The 18,902-nt window shown below is 57.8% G+C and carries 17 protein-coding genes; 7 read left to right on the top strand and 10 right to left on the bottom strand.

What is annotated here, in order from left to right; genetic code table 11:
• Positions 1-26: 26 nt before the first annotated feature.
• The 5 genes from modA to DW349_RS03265 all read left to right on the top strand — a co-directional run bounded on the left by modA (position 27) and on the right by DW349_RS03265 (position 4,517).
• Positions 27-785, top strand: a complete 759-nt coding sequence (modA, locus tag DW349_RS03285) for a molybdate ABC transporter substrate-binding protein (RefSeq protein ID WP_108127742.1) — start codon at positions 27-29, stop codon at positions 783-785.
• A complete protein-coding gene (gene modB / locus DW349_RS03280) occupies positions 782-1,474 on the top strand; it encodes a molybdate ABC transporter permease subunit (protein WP_108127740.1) in 693 nt (230 codons plus the stop codon). Before modA ends, modB begins: the two co-directional genes overlap by 4 nt.
• Complete coding sequence (modC, locus tag DW349_RS03275; protein ID WP_108127738.1) at positions 1,471-2,553, top strand: molybdenum ABC transporter ATP-binding protein; 1,083 nt, start codon at positions 1,471-1,473, stop codon at positions 2,551-2,553. The genes modB and modC overlap by 4 nt, the downstream gene beginning before the upstream one ends.
• A 13-nt stretch (positions 2,554-2,566) precedes the next feature.
• Positions 2,567-3,484, top strand: a complete 918-nt coding sequence (locus DW349_RS03270) for an SMP-30/gluconolactonase/LRE family protein (RefSeq protein WP_108127736.1) — start codon at positions 2,567-2,569, stop codon at positions 3,482-3,484.
• Positions 3,485-3,575: 91 nt separating this feature from the next.
• Complete coding sequence (locus DW349_RS03265) at positions 3,576-4,517, top strand: Ppx/GppA phosphatase family protein (RefSeq protein ID WP_108127734.1); 942 nt, start codon at positions 3,576-3,578, stop codon at positions 4,515-4,517.
• A gap of 6 nt (positions 4,518-4,523) precedes the next feature.
• Here DW349_RS03265 and DW349_RS03260 read toward each other — a convergent pair whose 3' ends face one another.
• The 7 genes from DW349_RS03260 to DW349_RS03230 form a co-directional block, all read right to left on the bottom strand.
• Positions 4,524-5,318, bottom strand: a complete 795-nt coding sequence (locus DW349_RS03260; RefSeq protein WP_108127732.1) for an ATP-binding cassette domain-containing protein — start codon at positions 5,316-5,318, stop codon at positions 4,524-4,526.
• On the bottom strand, positions 5,315-6,595 hold the full coding sequence (locus DW349_RS03255) for a sugar ABC transporter permease (RefSeq protein ID WP_108127729.1): 1,281 nt from the start codon (positions 6,593-6,595) through the stop codon (positions 5,315-5,317). Before DW349_RS03255 ends, DW349_RS03260 begins: the two co-directional genes overlap by 4 nt.
• A gap of 63 nt (positions 6,596-6,658) precedes the next feature.
• Positions 6,659-7,687, bottom strand: a complete 1,029-nt coding sequence (gene xylF / locus DW349_RS03250) for a D-xylose ABC transporter substrate-binding protein (RefSeq protein WP_108127727.1) — start codon at positions 7,685-7,687, stop codon at positions 6,659-6,661.
• A 274-nt stretch (positions 7,688-7,961) separates the two neighbouring features.
• On the bottom strand, positions 7,962-9,569 hold the full coding sequence (locus DW349_RS03245) for a glycoside hydrolase family 43 protein (RefSeq protein ID WP_108127725.1): 1,608 nt from the start codon (positions 9,567-9,569) through the stop codon (positions 7,962-7,964).
• Positions 9,570-9,584: 15 nt separating this feature from the next.
• Positions 9,585-10,430, bottom strand: a complete 846-nt coding sequence (locus DW349_RS03240; RefSeq protein ID WP_108127723.1) for a carbohydrate ABC transporter permease — start codon at positions 10,428-10,430, stop codon at positions 9,585-9,587.
• Between the two features lie 9 nt (positions 10,431-10,439).
• Complete coding sequence (locus DW349_RS03235; protein ID WP_108127721.1) at positions 10,440-11,390, bottom strand: carbohydrate ABC transporter permease; 951 nt, start codon at positions 11,388-11,390, stop codon at positions 10,440-10,442.
• 91 nt (positions 11,391-11,481) lie between these two features.
• Positions 11,482-12,747, bottom strand: a complete 1,266-nt coding sequence (locus tag DW349_RS03230; protein ID WP_108127718.1) for an extracellular solute-binding protein — start codon at positions 12,745-12,747, stop codon at positions 11,482-11,484.
• Between the two features lie 246 nt (positions 12,748-12,993).
• On the opposite strand from DW349_RS03230, the gene DW349_RS03225 reads away from it, so the two are divergent.
• Positions 12,994-14,178: an ROK family protein gene (locus tag DW349_RS03225; protein ID WP_108127716.1), complete on the top strand. Its 1,185-nt coding sequence runs from the start codon at positions 12,994-12,996 to the stop codon at positions 14,176-14,178.
• On the opposite strand, the gene DW349_RS03220 is transcribed toward DW349_RS03225, so the two are convergent.
• Entirely contained in the window at positions 14,175-14,822 is a 648-nt protein-coding gene (locus tag DW349_RS03220; RefSeq protein WP_108127714.1) for a TetR/AcrR family transcriptional regulator, read from the bottom strand. The two genes, DW349_RS03225 and DW349_RS03220, sit on opposite strands and share 4 nt — an antisense overlap.
• 98 nt (positions 14,823-14,920) lie before the next feature.
• Here DW349_RS03220 and DW349_RS03215 point away from each other — a divergent pair, with 98 nt between their 5' ends.
• Entirely contained in the window at positions 14,921-16,309 is a 1,389-nt protein-coding gene (locus DW349_RS03215) for an MDR family MFS transporter (protein ID WP_108127712.1), read from the top strand.
• 25 nt (positions 16,310-16,334) lie between these two features.
• Here the strand turns inward: DW349_RS03215 and DW349_RS03210 are convergent, their stop codons facing one another.
• Positions 16,335-17,165 carry a pyridoxamine 5'-phosphate oxidase family protein gene (locus tag DW349_RS03210; RefSeq protein WP_108127710.1) on the bottom strand — a complete coding sequence of 277 codons (831 nt, stop codon included), beginning with the start codon at positions 17,163-17,165 and terminating at the stop codon, positions 16,335-16,337.
• A gap of 90 nt (positions 17,166-17,255) precedes the next feature.
• Positions 17,256-18,575: a xylose isomerase gene (gene xylA / locus DW349_RS03205; RefSeq protein WP_108127708.1), complete on the bottom strand. Its 1,320-nt coding sequence runs from the start codon at positions 18,573-18,575 to the stop codon at positions 17,256-17,258.
• Between the last annotated feature and the right edge of the window lie 327 nt (positions 18,576-18,902).

Below are 18,902 nucleotides of genomic sequence, written 5' to 3'. Positions count from 1 at the left end.
GCTGATTTTTTCGACTGTAGATAAGTATGTTTGCGCGTTTGCTGAGTGGTTTTTTGTTTTTCGTCATGGCCCAATCGTTGTGGGCCGACACCCTTCACGTGGCCGTTGCTGCTAATTTCACCCGACCGATGCAGGCACTGGCTGAGGTTTTCGAAACGCGCAGCGGCCATCATCTGGAACTGTCCTTTGGTTCTTCCGGTCAGTTGTTCGCGCAGATTCAAAACGGCGCGCCCTTCGATGTGTTTTTGTCCGCCGACGAGGCCAAACCCACGGCACTGATTGAGTCCGGTTCTGCCGTTGCCGATTCGCAATTCACTTACGCCGTCGGTGCGCTGGCGCTGTGGTCGGCAACGCCCCATCGCTTTAGCGACGCCGAAGCGCTGTTGCGCAGTGGCGATTTCAATCGCCTGGCGGTGGCGAATCCGCGACTGGCGCCTTACGGCGAAGCGGCGATGGAAGTGTTGGAAAAACTCAGGCTGACCGAGGCGGTGCAAAACAAAACGGTGCAGGGCCAGAACATCGCGCAAACGCATCAGTTCGTCGCCACCGGCAATGCCGACATCGGCTTCGTGGCCTTGTCGCAAATATTGCAGGACGGCCGCGTCGAAGAAGGCACCGGCTGGATCGTGCCCAGCCAATATTATTCGCCCATCCGCCAGGATGCAGTGCTGCTCAACCGCGCCGCCGATAATCCCGCCGCTCGTGAACTATTGGCGTACCTGCGCAGTGAAGATGCCGCCATCTTGATTGAACACTTCGGCTACCGACTGGAAGCCTCGCTGTGAATCTCAGCGCGGCCGACTGGAGCGCGCTCTGGTTGACGCTGCGTTTAGCCAGTGTCAGCACGCTGGTGTTACTGTTGTTCGGCACCCCATTGGCCTGGTGGTTGGCGCGCACGCACTCCTGGCTGAAAGGCCCGGTGGCGGCCTTGGTGGCAATGCCCTTGGTGTTACCGCCGTCGGTGCTGGGCTTTTATCTGCTGATTTCACTGGGGCCTAATGGCCCGATCGGGCAACTGACGCAATCACTCGGACTGGGTTTATTGCCGTTCACCTTTGCCGGTCTGGTGGTTGGCTCTGTCATCTATTCACTGCCCTTTGTGGTGCAACCGATTCAGAACGCCTTTCAGGCACTCGGAAACCGGCCGTTGGAGGCAGCCGCGACGTTGCGCGCCAGCCCCTGGGATCGGTTCTGGAGTGTCGCCGTACCATTGGCGCGACCGGGTTTTATCAGTGCAGCGGTGCTTGGCTTTGCGCACACCGTCGGCGAATTCGGTGTGGTGTTGATGATCGGCGGCAACATCGCCGGCCAGACGCGCGTCGCCTCGGTACAAATTTACGACCACGTTGAAGCACTGGCGTACGACCAGGCGCATGCATTGGCGGCGGTGTTGGTGATCTTCGCGTTTGTCGTGCTGGCAGCGCTCTACACACTGCAACGGCGAGCCACGACGTTGAGCTGGGGCGGCCGATGACCAACGCCATTGAGCTGCGCCTTAACCATCGTTATGCCGACTTTGAACTGAACGTCGATCTCGTTCTGCCCGGCCAGGGCATTACCGCCATTTACGGCCCATCCGGTTGCGGCAAGACGACGTTGCTGCGCTGCGTCGCCGGGTTGGAACGCCCGCAATCCGGCCGGGTGTCAGTCGCTGGTAACGTTTGGCAGGACGAACACCAGTGGCGACCCACGCACCAACGGCCGCTCGGTTATGTCTTCCAGGAAGCCAGTCTGTTCGACCATTTGAGCGTGGCCGGCAATCTGAATTACGCACGCCAACGCGCCGACACTGGCGAAGCAGCGCTGACTCAAGACGCGGTCATTGAGTTGCTCGGTTTGCAGCCATTAATGACGCGCCGACCGGCGCAGTTATCCGGCGGCGAACGCCAGCGCGTTGCTATCGCCCGGGCGCTTTTAATCAACCCGCAATTGTTGCTGATGGACGAACCACTGTCGGCGCTCGACGCGCAACGCCGCGCCGATATTTTGCCGTATCTCGAACGTCTGCATCGTGAATTCGGCCGGCCGATTCTGTACGTCAGCCACGCCATCGACGAAGTACAACGCCTGGCCGACCATCTGGTGTTACTGCGCGACGGCCAGGTTTCCGACAGCGGCCCGTTGAGTGAGCTGTTACTGCGCGCGGACGACCCGTTGCAACTGGGCGAGCAGCAAGGCGTTGTGCTCGACGGCCACCGCGCAGAACGCGCCGACGATGGCCTGATGCGACTGTCATTAAACGGCTGGTCTCTGTGGCTTCCCGACGATGGCGAGCCGCTGACCGCCACCGTCCGCGTGCGCATTCTGGCGCGCGATGTCAGCCTGACGCTGAGCGAAGCGCACGATTCCAGCATCCTCAATCGCCTGCCGGCAACGGTGTTGGACATCACCCAGTTGGATACAGCGCGGGCACTGGTTCGCGTGCAAATCCAACAACAAACCCTGCTCGCGCAACTGACCCGACGGTCGGTGCAAACGCTGCAACTCAAACCCGGCCAGTCGGTTTGGGCACAGATAAAAACCACGGCGTTATTACGCCCCGGCATTGTGTAAGGAAAGACGATTCATGAGCGCTCCACAGGAAACCGAATTGGAACTGCTGTTCAGCCTGGAAGTGGCGAACCATCTTGGTGAAGGTGTCCAGTGGCACGCGCCGAGCCAGACACTCTGGTGGACCGATATTCATGAAAGTCAGTTGTTTCGGTTCGACTGGGCAAGCCAGACATTAACCCAATGGCAAACACCCGATCGATTAACGTCGTTCAGCGTGCTCGACACCAACCCCATCCAATTACTGGTCAGTTTTGCGCGCGGCTTTGCGCTGTACCAACCGCACACCCAAACCGTTGACTGGCTGGCGCAACCCGAACTCGATCGGCCAAACCAGCGTTTCAACGATGGCCGGGTCGATCCGCAAGGGCGTTTTTGGGCCGGTACCATGCAAGACACTGGCGAGCGCCAACCGCTCGGCAGTCTCTATAAACTGGACGTTGATGGCGCCAAACCCATCTTGAGCGACCTGACCATTCCCAACGCTCTGTGTTGGAACCTGGCGGGCACGGTGATGTATCACGCCGACACGCCAACCGGTCGGATTCGGCAGTTCGATTTCGACGCCGCCACCGGCACCCTGAGCAATGAACGGCCCTTTGCTACTGCACCACGCGGCTACCCGGACGGCGCCAATACCTCAGCCGATGGCTCGTTATTGTGCGCGCTGTTCAGCGGCAGCGCTGTGGCCTGCTTCGATTCGGACGGCACCTTGCAAGCCCTGCATCCGCTGCCGGTTTCGCAACCGACCTGCGTCGCTCTGGGCGGACCGGACGGAAATTTATTGTTCGTCACTTCCGCCACCGAAGCCATGAGCGACGCTCAACGGCAACGCGAACCCATGGCTGGAAATCTGCTGGTCTATGCCAGCCCCTACCAAGCCAAACCGGAGCCAACCGCGAACGCGCGCTTCTGGCCGAAAAGCGACAGTTAATCGACGCTTTTTGCGTCGCTTTGGTGCGCGCTAGTGACAATTCTGCGCCAGACGGGCAATATTTCGGAGCAGAATAAAAAATTACCGACCCATGACCGCACCTTCGCTCTACGCCGCGATCGACCTCGGCTCAAACAGCTTCCATCTGGTCGTGATGCGCTCAGATGGCACCCACTTGCAATCGGTCGAATGCAAGCGCGAATTGGTGCGTCTGGCCGCTGGTGTTGATGCCGACACCGGCAAACTCACCCGCGAAGCCCGCAACCGCGCCCTGCGTTGCTTAACGCATTTCCGCGATGCCTTGCATCAGGTTCCCACAGAAAACATTACCGCCGTTGGCACCAGTGCGTTTCGTCGTCTGGTTGGCGATGTGCGTTTTCTGCATCAGGCCGAAACAGCCTTGGGCCAACCAATCCGTATTCTCAGTGGCGAAGACGAAGCGCGTTATATTTATCGCGGCGTATCGCAGGGTCGCGATGAAAACGCGCGCCGTTTTGTGCTCGATATCGGCGGCGGCAGCACCGAAATTATTGTCGGTCAGGGGCGGCAATCGGAAGTCGTTGCCAGTCTGGATTTAGGCTGCGTGACATTAACCAGTGAATTTCTCAGCGACGACCGCTTAACCGACGCCCACCTCGCCGCTTGCGAAGCCATGGTCGATGAGCAGATCGCCAGCGTGCGCGATCGCTTCGTCGGTGTGCAGTGGGATGACGTGATGGGCGCATCGGGCAGCATCAAGGCCGTGAGTTGGGCGTTGAGCAATTTGGGCCTGATCCACAATGGCGTGATCGAGCGCGACCAGTTGGATCGTTTGCATCCGGTGCTGACGCAAGCCGAAAGCCAGCAACAATTGTCGCAATTACTGGAACTGAACCCGCGCCGCATTGCTGTGTTTGCCGCTGGCTACATCATTTTGCAGCGCGTGTTTCATGCTTTCGATTTAACCTCGATGCGCATTTCTCATCAGGCTATTCGCGAAGGGCTGATCGACGAAATGGTCGAACCCGCCCTGCAAAAATCCGCCTTGGGTTAACCGCCGTTACACGGCGGCGGTTTCGCGCATCGCACCCGGTCCGGGAATCGCTGCGGCCGGGCATTTTCCCAAAATAATCATGCCCAGCACGTCATCTTTGCTGACGTCACTCACCTTGGCTGTGCCGACCAACTGACCGTTCTTCATCACGCTGACGCGATCGGATAAATCGAACACATCGTGGATGTCGTGGCTGATCAAAAAGATGCCGATGCCCTGCTGTTTCAGGTTCTGAATCAGCTCCGAAACCTGGGCCGTTTCTTCCGGGCCAAGCGCCGCCGTCGGTTCATCCATGATCAGAATGCGAGCGTTGAAATGCAGCGCCCGAGCAATGGCGACCGATTGCCGCTGACCGCCCGAGAGTGCCCGCACCGGGTCCTTGAAGCGCTTGAAGTTGGGGTTCAATCGGCCCATCACTTCACGGCACGCCGCTTCCATGGCGTCGTCATCGAGCGTGCCCCAGCGGGTGCGCAATTCACGACCGAGAAACAGATTGGCGGCGGCATCGACGTTATCGGCCAGCGCCAAGGTCTGATAGATGGTTTCGATGCCCAGCGCTTTGGCGTCGCGCGGGTTATTGATCGTTACCGACTGGCCGTCGATGCGAATGTCGCCGCTTTGTTTCTGGTAAGCACCGGAAAGAATTTTAATCAGCGTCGATTTACCCGCACCGTTGTGACCGAGCAAGCCGACCACTTCGCCCGGATACAAATCGACCGACACCGAATCGACCGCTTTGATGCCACCAAAGGCGATGGAAATGTTGTCCATTGAAACCAGTGGTTGTTGGCTCTGACTCATAACGTCGCCCTCTTGCGATACAGCGAATCCACCCAGACCGCCAACACCAGCACCACGCCGACCACCATGTTCTGCAACGGCGTATCGACGCCCACCAGCACCATGCCGGACTGCAACGATTGCATCACCAACGCGCCCAACATGGCACCAGCGACTTTGCCGACACCGCCGGCCAATGACGTGCCGCCGATCACCGCAGCGGCAATCACGTAGAGCTCATCGAGCGTGCCCTGAGCGTTGGTCGCCGCATTCAATCGCGCCGTGGAAATAGCCGCTGCGATGGCCGCCAGAATGCCCATCAAAATAAAGACTTTCATGATCACCCAGCGGGTGTTCACGCCAGCCAGTTCCGCCGCTTCCGGGTTACCGCCGATGGCAAACACATAACGGCCAAAACGGGTGCGCGTGGCGATGAACGTCATCACGATGCCGACCGCCACCGCCATCAACACCGGCACAGCAAAACCATGAGAAATAATCAAACCACCTTCCGGAACCGGAATGCCCTGCGCTTCGGCATAACGTTGCGCCACACGCGTTGGCCAATGGTAGGCGTTGGCGACCGTCGCTGCGGCCAACACCGAACCACAGTAAACCACCGCCATCAGCGATTCGGCCCAAACCGGCCGCAACGGGAAATGATGCAAGCGACGACGACGGCGACCGAGCCACAGACCAAGCACGATCAGGGCGCAGAACGCCAACGCAATCAGCCAGGTGATCGGTCCACCGACCGAGCCTTCCGGGCCACCGCCCATTATTTGAAAATGGCTGTCCATCGGCGCGACAGTACGACCGGACGTAACCAGCCAGGCCGCACCGCGCCAGGCGAGCAAACCGCCCAACGTCACGATAAACGCCGGCACCGCCAGATAGGCAATAACAAAACCTTGCAGGGCACCGATCAAAGCGCCGACCACAATGCCAACGCCCAACGCGATCACCCAGGTGAGCGGATGGTCGTAACCGAGCACGGTCGGCAGCCATTCGGCCTGAACCACGCCGATGATCATACCGGTCACGCCCAAGACTGAGCCGACCGACAAATCAATGTTGCGCGTCACAATCACCAGCACCATGCCGGTTGCCATCACCGCCACCGAGGCGGTTTGTACACTGAGGTTCCAGAGGTTGCGCGCACTGAGAAATGCGCCGTCTGAGGCCAGGCCAAAGCCGAGCCAGATCAGCGCTAAAACGGCGACCATCCCCAGGATCCGCAGATCCGCTTCGGTCGCCGCCAGAATTCGTTTTACAGGATTGGGAAGTGCCGTCGACATCGACTGGGCTCCTTAGCTGCAAAGATGCCGGGCCGGCGTGTTGCGTCCGGCCCGGCCCAGTCGTTAATTACAGACAGCAACCTGTCCAGACGGCACACCCTGACAGACCGTAGCACGGCTGACCCAGCCGGCATCGATCACTTCGTTCAGGTTGTTGCGGGTGATCGGCAACGGCGCCAGGAAGATGGCATTCATTTCCACACCGTTAGGGCCATCGCTCCAGGTCGTTGCACCGGGAATATCGTCCAGCGGCGTACCACTGGCGAGCAGGAAGGCAATGTTAGCCGCCGCCTTACCCAGTTCACGGGCGTCTTTCCACACTGAAACGGTTTGCGTGCCCAGTGCGATACGGTTCAACGCCGCGTGGTCGCCATCCTGACCCGACACCGGCACCACACCGTCCAAACCTTGCGCCGCCAGAGCCGAGACCACACCACCGGCGGTGCCATCGTTAGACGCAACCACCGCATCGACGTCGTTGTTATTGGCAGTCAGGAACTGCTCCATGTTGCGTTGGGCATTGGCCGGAATCCAACCGTCGGTGTAAGCCTCGCCAACATTCTTGACCGCACCGCTGTCGATTGCGCCTTGCAACACATCCAACTGACCGGCGTGCAGGAAGTCAGCGTTCGGATCAGCCGGCGAGCCTTTGATGAAGACGTAGTTGCCCGTCGGTTGTTGTTCAAACACCGCACGCGCTTGCAGACGACCGACTTCACGGTTGTCGAAGGTCAGATAAAACGCATCCGGGTTTTCAATCAAACGGTCGTAACCCACCACCGGAATGCCTTCATCGGCCGCCGCCTGAACGGCCGGGCCAATGGCGCTGGAATCCTGCGCCAGAATGATCAGCGCGTCGGCGCCGTTAGCGATCAGGCTTTCCACGTCGGTTAATTGTTTGGCGGCTGAAGATTGGGCGTCAGCAGAGATGTAATTCGCACCGAGGCGTTCCAGCGCGCCCTTGATGGCGGCTTCGTCGGTCTTCCAGCGTTCTTCCTGGAAGTTGGACCAGGACACACCAACGGTGATGTCGTGAGCGAGGGCCGGCAGAGCACAAATGCTCAAGCCGAGTGCGATCAGCGTACGTTTCATGACTTGCTCCTAGGTTGTCAGCATTGTTGTTGTTATTGCGGTACAGCCATCGAAGTCTTCTTCGATATTATTTTTATTTCACGAATTTATTCTTCTCGAAAAAGACACAATTCGTCAATAGATCAGCCGATTAACTTTGGTATTAGAGGCAAATTCGGACTTTTGACGGATTTTTTTATTCGGCTCTGGAATAAAAAAAGACCCGGCTGCCAAAGGCAAAACCGGGTCAGGTGGCACCGCAGGACGAACGAAGCCAGATACTTTCAATTCAAGTTCAAGACAACTCCTGGTAATGGAAGTCGGCAAAATCCGCCGGTTGGGCGGTGCCGGCTAAATCCTGCGCGGCCATGCCGACGAAAGCGCCAGTAAAGTTGTTGCCCGCGCCGGTGCCGGCTTCGTCACTGAGCCAGGAATATTCGAGTTTGAACGGCAGCCGCCGCCAGTCGTCATTGCTCAAGGCGTAGGAGAAATACAGGTGCTCGAATTGGACGTCGGCGCGCAAGCGAATGGGGCCGTCGGGCAGCGCGATGGGTGACTCGCCCAGGGGGTAACGAGCGTGGCCGTTGGCGTCGCCTTCGCAACTCATGATCGCCAGGCAGCGACCGAGTTGTTCGTCGTGGCTGACGTACAGGTAATGGTATTTGCGCGAGTTGTAGTAACACACCAGGCCTGCCATCTGCTGAAAATGTTCCGGCTCGAATTCCAGCGTTGTGGTGGCGGTGTAACACAGTGCCTGCTGGCGGCGAGCCACAAGCGCCGAACGAAACAGGCTGCCCAACGATTCCCGACCAAACAGCCGCAAGTAGCCCGGGCGTTCGGTCAGGCTGAATAATTCTTCCGGGTACGGCATGCGCAGCCATTGGAAATCGATGGGCAATTGGCTGCTGGAAAAATCGCAATGTTGTTCGCGCGGTTGCGGCGTTCGGCTGACGTCCAATCCGGTCGGCGGTGCCACTTCAACGCGCGGTGTCGGGTCGCCCTCCAGCGGCCAGGGCCAGCCGTCGTCGCGCCATTCCAGACGTTGAATGGCGGTTTCACGACCGAGTGGACTGCGACCACGATTGCGCAACGGCCGGCTGCACAGATGCACAAAAAACGTTTCGCCTTCCAGCGTTTCCACCCAGTCGCCATGGCCGGCGCGCTGCAAATGCGCCTGAGGATTCGAGCGCGACGTAACGATGTGCGTCAGCGGATGCAATTCATACGGCCCGGCAATGTCGCGCGAGCGCGCCAAGGTAGAGGCATGGTTGTATTCGGTGCCGCCTTCGGCGGTGAGCAAATAGTAATAGCCGTTGCGTTTGTACAGATGCGGCCCTTCTTCCATGCCCAGTTCGCTGCCGTGGAAAATGTTGCGCACCGGGCCGAAAGGTTTGAGCGATTTGGCGTCGAGCTCCTGCAACACGATGCCGCCGAATTTCGGTTTGCCCGGGCGGTAATCCCACAGCATGTTGACAAACCATTTGCGGCCGTCGTCGTCGTGAAACAGCGATGGATCAAAACCACTGGAATTGATGTAAATCGGCGCGCTCCAGTCGCCATCGATTTTCTCGCAGGTGGTGATGTAATTGTGCACGTCTTTGGCGTCGCCACTGTGGCGTTTGACGTCGGTGTAAACCAGATAAAACCGGCCGTCGCTGTGCGTCAGACAGGGTGCCCAGATGCCGCAGGAATCCGGGTTGCCGCGCATGTCCAGCAAGTCCGGTCGGTTTAACGGCCGGGCAATCAAGGTCCAGTTCACCAGATCGGTTGAGTGGTGAATCTGCACGCCGGGATACCACTCAAACGTCGAGGTTGCGATGTAGTAATCGTTGCCCACGCGGCAGATCGACGGGTCTGGATTGAAGCCCGGTAATATCGGATTTTGAATCTGAATATCGGCCATTATTTTTGTACTCAATTAACCTTTTACCGCGCCGCCGGTTAAACCAGCGACGATGTATTTTTGTGCGAATAAAAAGAACACCACCGCCGGCAAAATAGTGATGGTGATGTACGCCAGAATACGGTTCCACTCCGCGCCATACTGACCGCGAAATTCCATCAATCCCAGCGGCCACGGATAGACCGATTGATCGTTCAGCATGATCAGCGGGAAGATGTAATTGTTCCAACTTTGCACCAGCACAAATACACCCACGGTTGCCAAAATAGGTTGCGACAACGGGATGACGATGCGCCAGAAAAACCGCCCGTAACCGCAGCCATCCACCAGCGCCGCTTCAAATAAATCTTTAGGTAATTGTTCAAAGAAAGTGCGGAACAACAACACGCTCATTGCCAGACCAAACGCCACTTGCGGCAGGATGACACCGGCGTAGGTGTCGAGCAGGCCGAGGTCACGAATTTTGATGAACAACGGCAGTATCGCCGTCGCACCTGGAAACATCATGCCGAGAATGACGTAGGAATAGAGGTAATTCCGGCCCGCGAATTTGATGTGTGAAAAGGTGAACGCCAGCATGGACGCCAGGATCAATACCAGCGCTACGGTAAAGCCGGTGATCAACACCGAATTGCCGAGCATGTGCCAGGTTTTCGGACTGACCAGAATGTCGGTGTATGCCTCGGTCTGCCAAACCTTGGGCAAACCCAATGGATTGGCACTCAGTTCGCCTTGGGTTTTAAAACCACCAAGTACCGTGATCCAAAACGGCAGCAGCACAAAGAGCGCGGTGATGAACATCAAACCCCAGCGCGCGGCGTGAGCGGAGTAACTGATTTCAGAGGGCGAGTGTGCAGTCATGTTTCGCTCCTAATCGCGCTGGCGCATGACATAGCGCTGGTAAGTAAAAGCGAACACGGCGCACGCCAGGAACAACACCACGGCCACCGCGCTGCCGAAACCGACGCGGGTGCGCACGATGCCGAATTCATACAAATACGTAACGATGGTGTGTGCCGAGCCACCCGGCCCACCGGATTGCACCAACGGCATTGCCATTTCGAAAAACTGCAACGCGCCAATGACGCTGAAGAAAATCGACAATCGAATGGCCGGCCAGATTAATGGCAATTTCACTTTGGTGATGATTTTCCACGGGCTGGCGCCATCGAGTTTGGCGGCCTCAATCATGTCGTCGGAAATGCCTTGTAACCCGGCGATGTAAATCATCATGTGGTAACCAAAGTACTTCCAGATTACGACCACCAGGATGGCATTGAACGCCCAGTCGGCATCGGCCAGCGGGTAGAACGCTTCCAGGTTGAACAGATTGGTCACCGCCGCAACCAGGCCTGTTCCGCCGTCGTAAATAAAGCGCCAGATCAAACCGGCGACCACGTCGGCCAGAATAAACGGCAGGAAAAAAATCAGTCGAAACAGATTGTTGATGCGGCTTTTCGAGGCGACTGCCAACGCCACGGCCATCGCCAAAGGCAACTGAATCACCAACGAAATCAACACAATTTTCAAGGTATTCCAGACGGCGACATGAAACACATCGTGTTGCAGCATCTGAGCAAAATTACGCAGCCCGACAAAGCGACCGCCTTCCGATAATTCGGTAAAACCGTTCCAGCGGAAAAACGAATACAAGCCGGATTCACTGATCGGCAAAATAACAAAAAGGGTGAACACCGTTAGCGCCGGCGGCAAAAACAACACCAGGGTTGTCAGCCGGCCGCCTTGGTTGTGGCGATAAAACCAGGCGTTCAGGCGTTGCGTCCAAGGCGTACGGTGAGACGACAAAATCTGGGCACTCATCCAATTAACCTGACAGAAATTTCAATGAGATCGGCTGCCGTACTCTGCGCTATGCAGAAGGTACGGCGCCGATCGTGTTCAACAGGATGACTTAACGGAAATCCCAGGCTTCCTGGATGCGTTCGACAGCACCTTCGGGCGTTTCATCGCCGGAAGTCAGCTCAGCCGAAATGTCGTTGATGACGCCACCGACATCCGCGCCCAGCGCCTGATCCCAGAACACCTGATGCCAGGATGAGTGCGCGATGTTCTCGGCAATCACTTTCATGTGCGGGTTTTGCACATGGGTTTCAGCGCCGCGAGCGACCGGAATGATGATGTCTTGCTCGGCCAGACGCGCCTGGTTTTCCGGCGACAGGAAGAACGTCAACCATTCAACGGCGGCATCGGTGCCGTTACCGGCCGTGAACGCCCAGCCATCGACGCCGCCCAGGGTTGCAGACGGATCGCCCTGGCCGCCAGTCACGGCCGGGAAGCTGAAGTAGCCCAGGTCGTTGTCGTTAACGCCTTCGCCACTTTCAGACTCCGAACGCTGCACGCCGATGTCCCATTCGCCCATCAGATGAATGGCTGCCTGATGGTTGCCGAACACGTTGGCCGCTTCGTTGTACTTGGCGCCCAGGTAGCCCGGCTGGAACGGATCGAGATCGGCCAGACGTTGCAGTTCAACGCCGGCGCGGATGTAGGCTGCGTTATCGAAACTGGCTTTGTCGGCCAGGATGTCGTTGAACAGATCCTGACCACCGATGCGCATGGCGAGGTAGGTCCAGTAGAAGTGCAACGGCCAGCGCTCACCGCCGCCAGCGGCAATGGGTGTGATGCCGGCATCTTTGATTTGCTGAACGACGTCGAGGAAGTCGTCCCAGGTTTCAATGTCATCGGCCGACACGCCCGCCTGTTCGAACAGACGTTTGTTGTACCAGAAGCCGACCTGAGCCAGACGATACGGCGCACCGTACAAACGGCCATCGATTTCAAAGGCGGACAGCGCCCCCGGTGAAATGTTGGCGCGCAGGCCATCGGCCTTGTCGGTGATGTCGGCGAGCAAACCAGAAGTGGCACGAGTGCGGTAGTTGGCACCACCGAAGCTCCAGTACAGATGCGGTTTGGCGTTCGATTGCAGCAAGGTAGGCAGGCGCTGCTTCATCGCGGAGTCGTCCTGGAATTCCAGGTTGACGCGAATGTCCGGATGTTGCGCTTCGAAGTCCTGGCGAATTTCTTCCCAGGCGGCGCGGATTTTTTCATCCTGTTGGTTGTGCAGCACGTTCACAACTTCTTCGGCCTGAGCCGACATCGTTGTTGCCATCAAACTGAGCGCCGCCAGTGAAACCGGCAGCAGGGTCTTAAAACGGATCATGGTTGGGTCCTCTTGGTGTTTTTGTCTTTGTTTTACCAAGGAAGCGTCTTGCCGACGCCCCGGGACTTTTTAGTGGTCCAGTCAGTGACTGTTTAGCGATCACATAGGTGATCCCGCCACTAAATTTGCGTCTCAAATAAAATAGATCATAGTTGGCTCGGCGATGTCAAAATATTTTCGAGAGTCGACTAAAAAGTATCATCCGCCTAAACTGAGACGCTTGTCCGAACAATAATAGAAACGCGCATGAAGAAGTCCGACACCGAGCAAATCCGCGCCGCGAACCGCGTCGACATCATCAATGCCTTGCGTGTTTTCGGCCCGGTGGCGCGGGTAGACATTGGTCGAATTACCCGATTGAGCCCGGCGACGGTGACGGCCATCACCTCGGAATTGGCGAATCAGGGCGTCATTGCTGAGGTGAAAGATTCGACGCCGACCACTGGTCGTGGGCGGCCGCGCGTCCTGATCGATCTGAACCCGAATCACGCTTACGTGTTGGGCATCAAATTGTCGATCAACGAAATCCGGCTGATGCTCGGCGATCTGAAAGGCAACATCATTGCCGAGAGCGTGGTGACCGCTAAAACCCAGGCGCACAATCAGGATTCGCTCAACGAGATGCTGGTCAGCCAGGCGCAGCATTTTATGGCGGGCTACCCGGAGCAAGCCAAGCGGCTGGTCAGTTTGGGCATTGCCATTCAGGGCTTTGTTGATGTGCACGCCGGCGACGTGGTGTGGAGCCCGGCGCTGAACATGCGTCACGTGAACTTAACGCTGGCGCTTGAAGCCGCATTCAACTGCCCGGTGGACCTGGCTAACGACGCCAATTGCATCGCCTACGCCATTCACAAACAACCCGACTTTGCCAACTGCCGCGACTTTGCCGTTCTGATGATCGGCTACGGCGTTGGTGGCGGTTTGATCGTCGGTGGCGAGTTGTACAGCGGCCACTTTGGCGCGGCGGCTGAATTTGGCCACACCAAATTCAGCCACGAAGGTCCACAATGCGCCTGCGGTCGACGCGGCTGCATCGAGGCGTACGTGGCCGATTACGCACTGTACCGCGACGCCAGCGCGGTGATGGATTTACCGGCGACCGACCGACGCCACCCGTCCGAAAAACAAATGAGTCGTCTGACTCAGTTGGCGCGTGATGGCGATGTCGCCGCCAGCCGGCTGTTCCATCAGGCCGGCAAGGCGTTGGGTTTCGGCATTGCCAACATTCTGGCCTTGCTCAGCCCACAAAAAGTGGTGGTCACCGGGCCGGGCGTGCGCGCTTTCGATCAAATGCAGGCGGGAATTCTGGAAGGCATTGAAGATTCGCTGATACCGGAGTTGATCGGCCGTGCCGACATCATCCAATACCCCTGGTCACAGGATATGACCGGCAAAGGCATCATCGCCCTGGCGTTAAAACACTTCCGTTAATCCTGGGCCGCTGCGGTTCGGTGCAGCAGCGGCAACCAGATGTCATCAACGATGTCGATGATGGTCTGGTCGGGCACACGGCGCATCGTCATCAGCAACTCGTGGCGCACCAAATCGACCGGCAGGGTCAACACCCGAGGTGATGTTGGCATCGCCGCCAGCTCGCCACGCTCCACCGCACGTTTCACTATGGTTGCCACCCGCCCGGCTCGCTCCGGCGACAACATCATTTTCCGCAAGTCGCTGAAACCGGTCTTGGTTTCGCGGAAATACGCCATCAACTGGGCGCCGACCTGAGTGATGATCTCCACCCGGTTCGATTGCCCGAAATGTTTCATCATCGCAATGGCGTCGGTCCGCAACCGCCCGGTGTCCGCCAAGGCGACGGGTTCCGGCCAGCCATACCGCAGCGTCGCTTGTAGCAACGCCTCACGCTGGGTCCAACGCCGATACAACACCGGTCGACTGGTTTGGGCGCGGGCGGCAATCGCTTCGTAGGTAAAGCCTTCATAACCCTGCTCGACCAGTACATCCCAAGCCGCCTGCAGTATGGCTTCTTCCAATTCGCTGCCCCGGCGTCGGGTTGCACCACCGCTCTGGCTGGCAGTGGTCGAGCCGGAGGATTGGCGAGGTCGTTGCGCCATGATTCATCGTCCTTTTTTAAGATTCACTTGCGTATCTTATAAAAAGCCGCCAGACTGCGCATCATTAAGATACACAAACGAATCTTAAGGATGCTGAAATGTCTCATACTTCCATTGATCGAACTGCATTACGGGCGGCTCTGGCCATCATTGTTGGTGCTTTGGCGGTTATCTTCGATACCACCATAGTCAGTGTTGCGCTGCATCCGTTAGCCGAAACATTCGGCACGGACATCCATGTCATTCAGTGGGTAGGCACCGCCTATCTGTTAACGCTGGGCGCGGTTATCCCTTTGGTTGGCTGGCTGCAAAGCCGCTTTGGCGCCAAGCGACTCTGGCTGCTGGCGCTGACGGTTTTCCTGGCCGGATCTGCCCTGTGCAGCTTCGCCTGGGATGCGCCCAGTCTCATCGCGTTCCGTGTGGTGCAGGGCCTTGGGGGCGGCATCATGATGCCGTTAATGACCACCATCATCGCGCAATCAACGCAGGAGGAAGGCCGCGCCCGGCTGATCGCGCTGGTGTCGTTGCCGGCCGCGCTTGGGCCTATCTTCGGGCCGGTAATTGGCGGCTTGATTCTGGGTTTTCTCAGCTGGCACTGGTTGTTTTTGATCAATCTGCCGCTGGGTCTGACGGGTTTGATCATGGCCTGGCGTATGCTCCCGGCCGATACCGCCGCGCCCAGTGTTCGCCTGGACATTGTCGGCTTAGTGCTGTTGTCGCCAGCGCTGGTCGCCTTGCTGTGGAGTTTGTCGAGCCTGAGCGAGGCCGGCGGCTGGGCACAAACACAGGTGCAGTTCCGACTGGTCGCTGGACTTTTGCTGTTGGTGGGATTTGTGGTCTGGGCCTGGCGACGCGGCAGCCGCGCGTTAATCGACCTGAGCATTTTGAGGTCCCGACCAACCTGGGCCGCCGCCTTGCTGATGTTCATCATGGGCGCCACGCTTTACGGTGCCATGGTGCTGCTGCCGCTGTTCTGGCAGGAACTGGGTGGCAACAGCGCCTTGCAGGCAGGACTGCTGCTGATTCCACAAGGCGTTGGCGCACTGGTCAGCCGCATGCAGGCGGCCAGCCTGGTTGAACGGCTGGGCGTGCGCCGACTGGCGATGCTGGGTTTTGCGCTGGCCGGTGCCGCTACGTTGCCATTTGCATTGGCCGAATCCGCCGAAGTGACGCCGCTGTTGATGATCGCTTTGCTGGTACGCGGGTACGGCGTCGGGCTGGTGTTTATCCCGCTGATGACCGTGGCTTTCTCTGGCTTAGACCGCGAGCAAATGCCTCATGCCAGCGTTCTGATTCGCACCAGTCAGCAAGTCGGTGGCGCCACCGGCGTGGCACTGTTCACCATCATTCTGACGCGCCTGGCCGAGCAGACCGGCACTCTGGAGCAGGCGTATCAATTCACCTTCGGCTGGTCCATCGCGCTTACGGCTTGTGCTGTTCTGGTGTCGGGTTTCCTACCCGCTCAGGGCAACGCCAATCGCCACTAATGCCGACCATTAAGCACAGTGAACATCAACCAGGAATATGCGGCGCGGGGCAAATTAAATGCTCCGCGCGCAGGTGAAACATCTCCACTTCCGGGTTGCTGAAAAACCCAACTTCCCACGGATTTTTGGCGATGAAGGCTTCCTGAATCGCGCGGAACAGCTCGGTGTTTTTCGGCACATCGAAGGCCTGACCGCTGATGATGCTGTAGTTCCATTCGATGGCGTGTTCAAAGGCAAAGGTGGCGCGATTATCGATGGCAAACAGGCAGCGATTGTCGCGCTTGAGCAGCGTCGATTTGAACGTACTGGGAAAGGTGATGAAGAAAATATCGTCGTCCTGCGTCGACAAAAACGCCATCACAGTGGTGTGCGGTTGCTGCTCGGCGCGGGTGACCAGTACGCCGACTTTGTTGTCGTGCTCGCCGCCGTCGATCTTGGGCAGCGTGGTCATTGGTGTAGTCGGCAGCGACCGTTCGGGGCGTTGATCGTCGGGAAAGTGATAGCCGCTTTGGGCAAAATCCAGCACCACGCTCAGACCATAAAACACCTGAAATTGTACCGGTTCGACCAGCACGCGGTTGTCGTCCAGTCGCACCACCTGACCTTTGTACGACAGACGATAGACGCGCAATTCGGCGTCGTATTCCGAAACCCCGGTGCGGTTGTCCAGATGCACCGTCACCCGAGCGCCGACACTGAGCCGATGCCCGCGCGCAAAGCGCAACATCAAGCGATTGTCGGACTGCACCTCGGCGCCACAAATGTAGACATCGGTGTCACGGCCATCGTCCAGATAGGTGGCCGCAACGGCCAGCACTGGCGAGGGTATGAATTGCCCCAAGGTTGGTTCGGTCATCGGTTTCGCCCGTCAGAAAGTCAGGCGCAGTATAAAGTAAGGCCAGACCGCTGGGCAGCGGTCTGGCCTTAACCGTTCAAGCGACTGCGGTTAACCGTAGATCACGCGATTAACACGGTTCTCCAACATTTCCTGGCGATTGGACACTGGCTCGGGGTTCAGGTTTTGCTCGACGGCGTAGTCTGCCAGCGCAGCCAAATTCATTTCACCGGAGAGAATCTTACGGCCCAGGTCGCTGTTCCAACCGGCGTAACGTTGCTCGACAAATTCGCTCAGTGTGCCCTGTTCGACCATCTGCGCGGCTTTGGTGAAAGCGAGTGCCAACGTATCCATGGCGCCAACGTGGGCGTGGAACAGATCGCTCGGTTCGATGGAAGTGCGGCGCAGTTTGGTGTCGAAGTTGAAACCGCCGGTGGTGAAACCGCCCGCCTGAAGAATGTGGTAACAGGCGAGCGTCATTTCTTCGACCGAGTTGGGGAACTGGTCGGTGTCCCAACCGTTCTGATGATCGCCCCGGTTGGCATCGACTGAACCGAGAATGCCGAGCGACGCCGCGGTGGCAATTTCGTGCTCGAAGGTGTGGCCGGCCAGCGTGGCGTGGTTCACTTCGATGTTCACCTTGACCTCTTTTTCCAGGCCGTATTTTTGCAGGAAACCAAAGACGGTTGCGGAGTCGTAATCGTATTGATGCTTGGTCGGTTCCTGCGGTTTGGGTTCGATCAGCAGCGTGCCTTTGAAACCGATTTTGTGTTTGTACTCAACCACCATCTGCATAAAACGACCGAGTTGTTCCTGCTCGCGTTTCAGGTCGGTATTGAGCAGGGTTTCATAACCTTCGCGGCCGCCCCAAAGCACGTAGTTCGCGCCACCCAGACGCTGCGTCGCCGTCATGGCGTGCTGCACCTGAGACGCAGCATAGGCAAACACTTCCGGGTTCGGATTGGTCGCAGCGCCGGCCATATAGCGACGGGCGCCGAAATTCTTGGCGGTGCCCCACAACAATTTCATGCCGGTCTCGGCTTGTTTGGCTTCGGCGCGCTCGACCATTTCGTCGAAATTGCGTCGGCTTTCGCGAATGGAATCGCCTTCCGGCGCGATGTCGTAATCGTGAAACGTCCAGAACGGCGCGCCCAGCTTGGCAAAGAATTCAAAGGCGACGTCCATTTTCTGATGCGCCAACGTCATGGCGTCGGCACCGCTGTGCCAGGGGCGTTTAAAGGTTCCTTCGCCGAACACATCAAAGCCGTCCCAACAGAAGCTGTGCCAGTAACAAACGGCAAAGCGCAGGTGTTCGGCGAGTGACTTACCCAGCACCTGTTTTTGCGCGTCGTAATGATGAAAAGCCAGAGGGTTATTGGAGTTTGGGCCTTCGTAGCGTATCGGCTCAATCTCGCTGAAATAGCTGGACATGGTGAGACCTCTCGTATCGGCGGCTCAGGTTCGAGCCTGTTTTGTTGTTTTTAATTTACCTCTCGAATTTATAATGAGGAAGAGCGGAGATTGAGTCAAACAAAAAATGGCGGCCCAACGGCCGCCTTATCGCAGTACGAGCTTGAGCAATATTTATTGGACGCATCGTTGCTCCATTTGAAACGATCAAACAGTGATCAATTTCGCGCAATGTCATCAATCTCGACTAAGCTTATTGGCTTCACGTTCGGTGCCGTTAGCCCCCATTTTTCTGTTCAAAAAAACACCAACCGAGTACCCTTGGCCGGCCACGGTCGCACAGAACGA

Origin of the sequence: Saccharospirillum mangrovi (assembly GCF_003367315.1) — a bacterium.
Lineage (GTDB): Bacteria > Pseudomonadota > Gammaproteobacteria > Pseudomonadales > Natronospirillaceae > Saccharospirillum > Saccharospirillum mangrovi.
The sequence above is the reverse complement of the archived record's forward strand: the minus strand, read 5'-3'. Positions and strand labels throughout refer to the sequence as shown.